We start from the raw sequence: 8,099 nt of genomic DNA, 5'->3' as shown, positions 1-8,099 counted from the left end.
ATAATAGCGAAGGCCGGCCACTTCAACTCCTGTGGGAAATGTTTGACCTGAAGATCCACTTTTTTGAGCGGGTTTTGCTAAAAAAGTTAGCTGAAGGACAAACCCCACGGAAAGGGAAGTGGGCAGCTGGAGTGGTGGTCAAGCAAGCAGTAGCTATTATTCCATAATAGCTACTAGAGGAAGCGTAAATCTGAGCATTTAGTGATAAGGAATGAGCGAATTTTGCTCAGTTTTTCTTAAAATAACTAAGAACCCATAGTGTGTTAGCGAAGAAAGTAACGGTTCTTTCCTTTAGTTATACAAAAATAACTGCCGAGAAAAGTTCCTCGGCAACTATAAGTGAAGTATTAAGCATGAAGCAGTTTTAATGCTTCACGGTTAAATGCTGGAAGGTCATCGGGAGTTCGGCTAGTAACGATGTTCTGATCAACTACTACTTCTTCATCCTTGAAGTTTGCACCAGCATTTAGCAGGTCCTTACGAATTGACGTAAAACCAGTGATGTCTACATCTTTTAAAAGGTCCGTATCGATTAGAAACTGAGGTCCATGGCAAATGGCGAAGACTGGCTTTTTAGCTTCGATAAAGCTTCGGGCAAACGTGGCATTTCGCTCATCGATTCGCAATAAATCTGGTGAAAATCCACCAGGTACTAAAAGTGCATCATAGTCATCTGGCTTCACTTCATCAATTCCTTTATCTATCGTGAATGTTTTACCATTTTTACCAGTAATCTTTTTGCCAGCTTCTCCTTCGATTAAATCAACGGAATGATTTGCTTCTTTGAAATGTTGTACTGGGTCAGTTAGCTCAATCTCTTCAACCATATTAGTAACTAGTACAGCAATTTTTTTACTCATCAACACACACATCCTTTCTTCCTCTATTCTTTTTCATTACATGAATTATTTTAAAGGAGCATAAAACAACTGTGAAGTATGCACTTTTTTGTGCGGAGGTTACCTAAAGGTTACTTTTAATGACAAAAGGAATGGTATCGAAATACGGTTCATACATGATAGAATAATAGGAGCGATATAATTTACAAGGAATGATTGGAATTGAAAAAACAAATTTTAAAGAATGATTGGGAAGTGTTGTTACAGGAAGAATTTACAAAGCCTTATTATCAACAGCTTCGAGAATTTCTAAAAAAGGAATATGCTTCTAAAATAATCTATCCAGATATGAACGACATATTTAACGCTCTTCATTATACGTCTTTTGAAAGTGTGAAAGTAGTTATTTTAGGGCAAGATCCGTATCATGGTCCGAACCAAGCGCATGGACTAAGCTTTTCTGTAAATAAAGGAGTTGCTATACCACCTTCCTTAAAGAATATCTTTAAGGAATTGCATACTGATTTAGGTCATCCAATACCAGATCACGGATCATTAGTAAACTGGGCGGAGCAAGGTGTATTATTACTAAATAATGTATTAACGGTTAGACAAGGCGAGGCGCATTCTCATCAAGGTATGGGATGGGAGCAATTTACTGATGAAGTTATTAAATCATTAAACAAAAAGCAGGAGCCTGTAATATATATATTATGGGGAGGGGCCGCCCAGAAAAAGCGTGCTTTGATTGATACAAATAAGCATTATATTATTAAATCCCCGCATCCTAGTCCATTATCTGCATATCGAGGATTTTTTGGTAGCAAGCCATTTTCTAGAGCAAATAATCTATTAAAAGAAATTGGCAGAAAGGAAATCGATTGGCGTTTGAATGATCATATGTAGTGATTTAAATGTAGCTAGGGAAGGAGATAAATAAATGAGTGGGTGGGATCAGCAATTAATTAAAACTTCTCGTGGCACATTTGAGGTGTTTTGTAAGGGGGAAGGAACTCCTTTATGTGTAACGCATTATTATTCCGAATTTAATCATTCAGGGGACTATTTTGCTGATTCTTTTACGCATAACCATAAGGTTTACCTGGTAAACTTAAGGGATGCCGGGAATTCAGTAAAGGCAAGTCTCCCCTATCAGCTTAGTATGCTTTAGATAAGAGCAGGCAGAAACCGGAATGGTGATAGATTGTATCATTTTCTGGTTTTTATTATATTCTAGGAAATTTTAAAATTTGCTCATGTAGATAAAAATGGTCGTATTGAGCCGCGTCCAGAGCGCAAGCGCCCAGAAACTAGGCGACTTCACGAATCGCCCTAATCTAAGTCATCATCGGCTCGCAAGCCCACCGTGCTTCCTTTATCTCCGTTGACTCGCTCCAGTTACTGCGTTTCTAATCGGGCGCTTGCGCTTTTGTTATATATGCACAATGCTCTGAGATGGAGGAGTAATCATAACGAATCTGATACAAAACGTGTTGCTTCAGTGGACTATCAATCTCTAATTTAGGATGTCCAAATGTTTTAATCCTTTGCATTCCAATACGCTCCATCACTTTTTCAGAGGGCTTATTTATCGTGGAGGTAAAAGCACAGATTTCATCCATGCGCAACGTCTGAAAAGCATAATCTAAACAAGTCTTAGCACCCTCAACTGCATACCCTTTTTTCCAAAACTGTTTATCTAATCGCCATGCAATCTCGATGGAAGACGACGTAACATCAGGCATATCTATGTCAGCCAGTCCAATAAAACCGATAAATTGATGATCTTTTAAGCGATCAACTGCCCAAATACCATATCCTTTTCCAGCTAAATCCTGTTCAAATTTATCTATTAACCAATCTGATCGTTCTTTCGTTAATGGTTTAGGGAAGTACTTCATAACTATAGGATCAGCATTCATGGCTGAAAATAAATCTTTGTCTGATTCCTGCCACCTTCTAAAGCCTAGTCGTTCGGATTGGAAAATATACTTGTTTTTCATGAATGATAACCCCCTTCATTTTGCAAATGTATATAGTATATCATTATTCATAAAAAAATAAATAGACATATAATTCAATATATTATCTTAACTAATGTATCTATATTTTTTAGTGGTAAATAGGTTATAGATCAACCTTATTCGAAAATAGCATAGAATAGGTCATTTGCTTTAAAGATGTTAGATATAAGGTTCCTTAGATTAAAGGTTATTGACGGTGGAAAAAAAAGGGGGGTTGATATGGCGCAATTGAATGATAGGGAAATTGATCTGGAACAACCGATATTAGAAACGCCAAGACTCATTCTTAGGAAAATAATGGCCACAGATCTTTCCGCAATTCATGCCTTTACATCATTAGATGTAGTCACGCAGTATCTTCCATTTGATACACATCAATCACACGAACAGACAAAGCTATTTATCAATTTTGTATTGGATCAATATGATAATAATCAATTAGCTCCGTGGGGGATAGAGTTAAAACCTTATAAAAAGTTGATTGGCATGATTGAATACGTTTTTTGGGAACAAGAAAATGATACGGCAGAATTGGCCTTTGTCCTAACAAATACGCATTGGGGGAAGGGGATTGTTACCGAAGCTTGTCAGGAGGTGATTAAATATGGTTTTACAACCATGAAGTTACAGCGAATCCAGGCAAGGAGTTTCGTAGAAAATATTGGCTCCCAAAAAGTATTAGAGAAATGTGGATTAAAATTAGAAGGTATATTGAAAAAACGATTGTTTATAAAAGGAAAACATCGGGATATATGTATGTACGCGATTATTAAAGATGATGATAATCGTAAAACCAACTAATTTAGTAGTCTTTCAGAAGTATCCTTACTTCATAATAAGTACTCTTGCAAGAAGAGGGTGTGATAATAGCCAACCACTATTCCTATTTATTTAGAAAAAGATTACCGATATCCAGGCTGTCTTTCTTTGTAATCAATGAAGAAACATTCATCCATGGACTCTGAGGAATTAAAACAAAGTGCAAAAGGATTAAGTAAGTTAGATGTTATCGAAAGAGTAGGCCTATGATTAGGACAGAGATGCTGTCATCAATCGCAAGCATCATAGAACTGATTATCGTGCACCTCTGTCCCTGTCTACTAGGACACGGAACCGAAATCGTATCATTTGAATCAACCGTGTACCTATCGGTAAGTATGATGGTGGTGTAAAGTTCGGGGATTAGCCATCCCCTCCTACTTGATTTTAGATTTAATTTGGCGGCACAATCATTTGATCATCAAGTCTAATATCATCAATCGCCCAGAACCAATTATTTTTCGCATTATACATTCTCCATTTCAGTTTCATTGAAGAAGCTTCTTCAGGAACGTTAATTGATTTAACTTCATACTTATTTAAAACATGGCTGTTCCCATTGTCAGAAGTGCTTTTGTTGTCATAAATAAGTACTTGCTGTTTTTCACCATTATCAAAAACTGCTGTTACTTCAGCTGTTTGTATTCCTTCTTGTTTATAATGAGAGGCAAATCCTAATGATAGGTTTTGATCACCTTTAACTTTTATAGAAGGTGACGTTAATGTACTATCAAAGTATCCGGTAGATGCTGGTGAACCATTATCATCCCACTCATCTGGGTCAGCAACGGCAATAACACCTTGTCCAAGATCAAAATCTTCACGTTCTTGTGTATCAGCTTTTGTCCAAAAATCTTTTGTAGTAAAGCTCCACCCTTGCCATTCTATTGTCCCAGCAGGCATATGGGAGCTATTGGTAATCGTCCACCCATTTGGAGTTTCGCTAGTCCAACCTAGAATTGAGTCAGGGATATCTTCATTAACTGCAGGTTTTAATGAAGACTGTAAATAATCAAAATTTTGTCCCAGCATCATGTTTACTAGAACTTGGACATCTTTTGATCCGATTTTTTGTTCACCTTCATAAGCTGTAACTGTGAATTCAGATGCACCTGAAATTGCTTCAGATGGGGTAGCTTTAACATTCAACGTCTTTTCTTCATAACCTGTAAGCTCATAAGCGATTTCATGATTTACCAATGTCCAGTCAGTAGGTGCATCAATCTTAATTTTTCCGTTTACACCTTTGCTGCCATAGTTTTTCATCTTTACTTGAATGGATGTTGATTCACCATTTGTTACTAGAGTAGGAGAAGCTTGTGTTGATACCATCTCTAAAGCTTTTGTAGTTCCTTCAGTTTTTAATTTTGTTTTACTTGTGTTTCCAAATGAGTCCAGTGCTTGTATCTCAATTTCATACGTAGTACCTGGTTGAAGACCGTTTATTGGGAATTCTAATTTCTTAGGTATAGGATCATAATAGAAATTGGAAAACGCTTTGAAATCTGCATCATATTCTCCTGATTTTAAATTTTTGGCCTTAATTTGATATGAATGTACTAGCAAGTTATCAGTTGCCTGTGGAAATTCAATAGTTAAACTTCTTAATGTTGATTTTTCTTCTATGATTGATGCATCGGCTTTTGTTGGAAATACCGGATTTATATGGTCACGGTCTTCTGTATAGTTGAATTTATTTTTCTTAGCTGGGTATTTTATCACCCAAGGATCTCCTACCCAATTATCTTTATGGAAATCACGTTTCTTAATCATGACTTCATTATTATAAACCTCTACAACCATACCTTGGCTAATATCTCGATATCCTTGTGGATGAAACCCTTGAAGTTTCCCTGGTTCCAATTCCAAATAGCTGACGGAAGAGGTACCGACAGATGTAAAATCTTTTTGATGAATCGTTCTAGGATCTTCAAGTGGGTAATGAGAATGTCCAGAGAATGTAATTACTTGGGGGTATTCCTTCAATGTATCATATAGAAGTTCTTTATTTTCTTGGGTACCCCACAAATCACTTCCGTAAACTGTGTCTTTAATATGTTGATGTAGGAACACAAAAATCGGTTCTCCCGGGTTGTCCTTTTCTGCTGCCTCCAATTGTTTTTTCAGCCAGTTAATTTGATCAACCGTATACAAACCATGAGTGGTGCTGTCTTCAGGACTTAACGCAATAAAATGATAGCCATTTACTTTTTTGTGATAATAGATCGATTCCATTGCTGTTTTTTCCAAGAAGCGAGTTTGTGCATCCTTAATAGATAGACCATTCCAATAATCGTGATTACCCATTGTAAACAAGGAATTGACGCCATCTTGTTTCTTTTCATTATAAATAGAGAAAAATTTATCATACTCTGTTTCATATCCGTAATCAGTCAAATCCCCTACCACAACAAAAGCATCCTGATCAGGGGCAACTTTGTTTAGTTGGTTCATCGCTGCTTTAAATTTCTCATCATCTATTGTTGAACTATTGTCAATATGCACATCACTTATTACAGGAAAAACAAGTTCTGGTTTACGATTGTTGTTTACTAAACTTGAAGATTCCGAGAAAGCTTGTGCACTAGAAAATGAAACTGTTAGTCCTAACGTAAGGGCTGCCAAAATTACCCAAAAATTGCTCTTCGATTTCATGATAACATTCCTCCTATCACTAATTATTTTACTAGCTGGAAAATAAACTTTGCTTTATATAGTTATGATAATAAAAATTTAATAACACAATATAAAACCACTGTAAATTCAATGTAAAATAGCTGAGAGAGTATGTTTTAAGTTCGCTGTATAAGTTGATGTTTATCTCATAATACGTTGGTATTTTCACATGATGATAAAAAAGGGAAATGAAAAAGGCTGGGATAAAACACACTTCTTTACTCAAAATACGAATAATCATGTTAGCAATAGGAGTGTCATCGCTGCACCGTGAAAATATACGTCCTTTACGCGGGCACGGCCTCCGCTAACTTGGTAAAGAAAAACACGCTACCAAGTGGATCTTCGTACTTGTGCTGTTCCCGCTGGAGTCTCGCTTATTTCAGGTGCTAAATTTATTATTCTAATCAAAAAACGAACAATAATTAATTTTAATTAATTATTGTTCGTTTTATATTGTTTCTTCATTCTTTTGTCTCAGTCTCTTTTATCTAGTTTCTTAACTACGGGGTCCATGCAATTTTGCTTTGGATTATACGGTTTTTGCCACTAATCCGAAACAACGCTTATAAATCCACTGATAGTCTTTTTCGGTGAGATCACGTGGATTTCCTACTGTTTGTGGATCCTTCATGGCCTCTTTTGATAAACGCTCGATCATATCAGGTGAAACACCTTGCTCTTCTAAACTAGGAATATCTAAGTCTTCTGCTAAACGATAAACTTCATTGACTGCTGCTTTTGCTGCTTCTTCAGTTGTCATATCGAATGTGTTTGCACCTAGTGCTTGTGCGATACGTGCAAATTTGTCAGGATGTCCTTTCCAATTATATTCCATCACGGGTCCCATCATCGTAGCCACACATTGTCCATGGGCAACGGGAATAATACCGCCTAATGTTTGAGACATAGCATGTGCTGCTCCAGCTGATTCACTTCCATATGAAAGTCCAGCAAGCATGGCAGCTTGTGCCATCCCGTAGCGTGCCTCAATGTCACCACCATCAGCGTATGCCCGACGAATATATTTACCTACGTACTCTATTGCCAATAGTGCAACTGCATCTGTTACCGGCTGTGCAAAATGCATCGTATAGCACTCGATTGCATGAGCAAGTGCGTCAATACCTGTCATAGCTGTTACATGTGGGGGCATGGACACATGTAATTCAGGATCAAGAATGGTTAAATGTGCCGCAATTAATGGGCCACCTGTATTAAACTTAAATTCACGTTCTTCATCTGTTATAACAGCCCATTGTGTAACTTCTGAACCTGTACCTGCAGTTGTTGGAATGGTAGTTAATGGCGGAATACGATTTTCTAAAGGTTTCTTACCTTCGGCAGCTTCGTAATCTAGTACACTACCATCGTGTGTTGCTTCAACACCAATTCCTTTTGCTGTATCCATTGAACTACCGCCACCTACGGCTACGAGTCCATTACATGATTCTTCTGTAAATACCTTAGACCCTTCAGCGATTAAACGTACAGGAGGATTCGGCTCTACTTTATTAAAGACAACAACCTCAATTCCAGCCTCTTTTAGATGTTTCTCAACAGGTTCAGTTACCCCTGCTTTATAGATACCAGGATCAGTTACGAGAAGAACTTTGGTAACACCAAGGTTTTTAACTTCTTCACCAATATGTTTAATTGCTCCGATCCCATGCTTGATCGCTGTTGGGATTTCAAATGTATGGAATTTATGCATATGTTCAACTTTCATATTTAAACTCAT

At 37.1% G+C, this 8,099-nt stretch carries 6 protein-coding genes and 1 pseudogene; 3 read left to right on the top strand and 4 right to left on the bottom strand.

Annotated features, from left to right (window positions below; all coding sequences use genetic code 11):
• Nucleotides 1-347: 347 nt before the first annotated feature.
• The gene (locus tag RVS70_RS15975; RefSeq protein ID WP_321134003.1) at nt 348-860 is read right to left on the bottom strand and encodes a type 1 glutamine amidotransferase domain-containing protein; all 513 of its coding nucleotides are present in this window, start codon (nt 858-860) and stop codon (nt 348-350) included.
• A gap of 201 nt (nt 861-1,061) precedes the next feature.
• Between RVS70_RS15975 and RVS70_RS15970 the strand changes: the two genes are divergently transcribed.
• Both RVS70_RS15970 and RVS70_RS15965 read left to right on the top strand, forming a co-directional pair.
• Nucleotides 1,062-1,745: a uracil-DNA glycosylase gene (locus RVS70_RS15970; RefSeq protein WP_281949479.1), complete on the top strand. Its 684-nt coding sequence runs from the start codon at nt 1,062-1,064 to the stop codon at nt 1,743-1,745.
• Nucleotides 1,746-1,779: 34 nt separating this feature from the next.
• Nucleotides 1,780-2,007: pseudogene (locus RVS70_RS15965) on the top strand (alpha/beta hydrolase); the annotation flags it as partial.
• A gap of 241 nt (nt 2,008-2,248) precedes the next feature.
• Here the strand turns inward: RVS70_RS15965 and RVS70_RS15960 are convergent.
• Nucleotides 2,249-2,842, bottom strand: coding sequence for a GNAT family N-acetyltransferase (locus tag RVS70_RS15960; RefSeq protein ID WP_166530364.1), 594 nt, complete (start codon nt 2,840-2,842; stop codon nt 2,249-2,251).
• A 240-nt stretch (nt 2,843-3,082) separates the two neighbouring features.
• Between RVS70_RS15960 and RVS70_RS15955 the strand changes: the two genes are divergently transcribed.
• A complete protein-coding gene (locus tag RVS70_RS15955; RefSeq protein WP_051388227.1) occupies nt 3,083-3,664 on the top strand; it encodes a GNAT family N-acetyltransferase in 582 nt (193 codons plus the stop codon).
• A gap of 411 nt (nt 3,665-4,075) precedes the next feature.
• On the opposite strand, the gene RVS70_RS15950 is transcribed toward RVS70_RS15955, so the two are convergent.
• Both RVS70_RS15950 and RVS70_RS15945 read right to left on the bottom strand, forming a co-directional pair.
• Nucleotides 4,076-6,337, bottom strand: coding sequence for a metallophosphoesterase (locus tag RVS70_RS15950; RefSeq protein ID WP_121604589.1), 2,262 nt, complete (start codon nt 6,335-6,337; stop codon nt 4,076-4,078).
• A gap of 553 nt (nt 6,338-6,890) precedes the next feature.
• The gene (locus RVS70_RS15945; RefSeq protein ID WP_026679728.1) at nt 6,891-8,099 is read right to left on the bottom strand and encodes an iron-containing alcohol dehydrogenase; all 1,209 of its coding nucleotides are present in this window, start codon (nt 8,097-8,099) and stop codon (nt 6,891-6,893) included.

Source organism: Virgibacillus sp. M23 (genome assembly GCF_034190895.1).
Classification (GTDB): domain Bacteria; phylum Bacillota; class Bacilli; order Bacillales; family Amphibacillaceae; genus Virgibacillus; species Virgibacillus salarius.
Note: the sequence above shows the minus strand (reverse complement) of the source record. Positions and strands in the feature narration are given on the sequence as shown.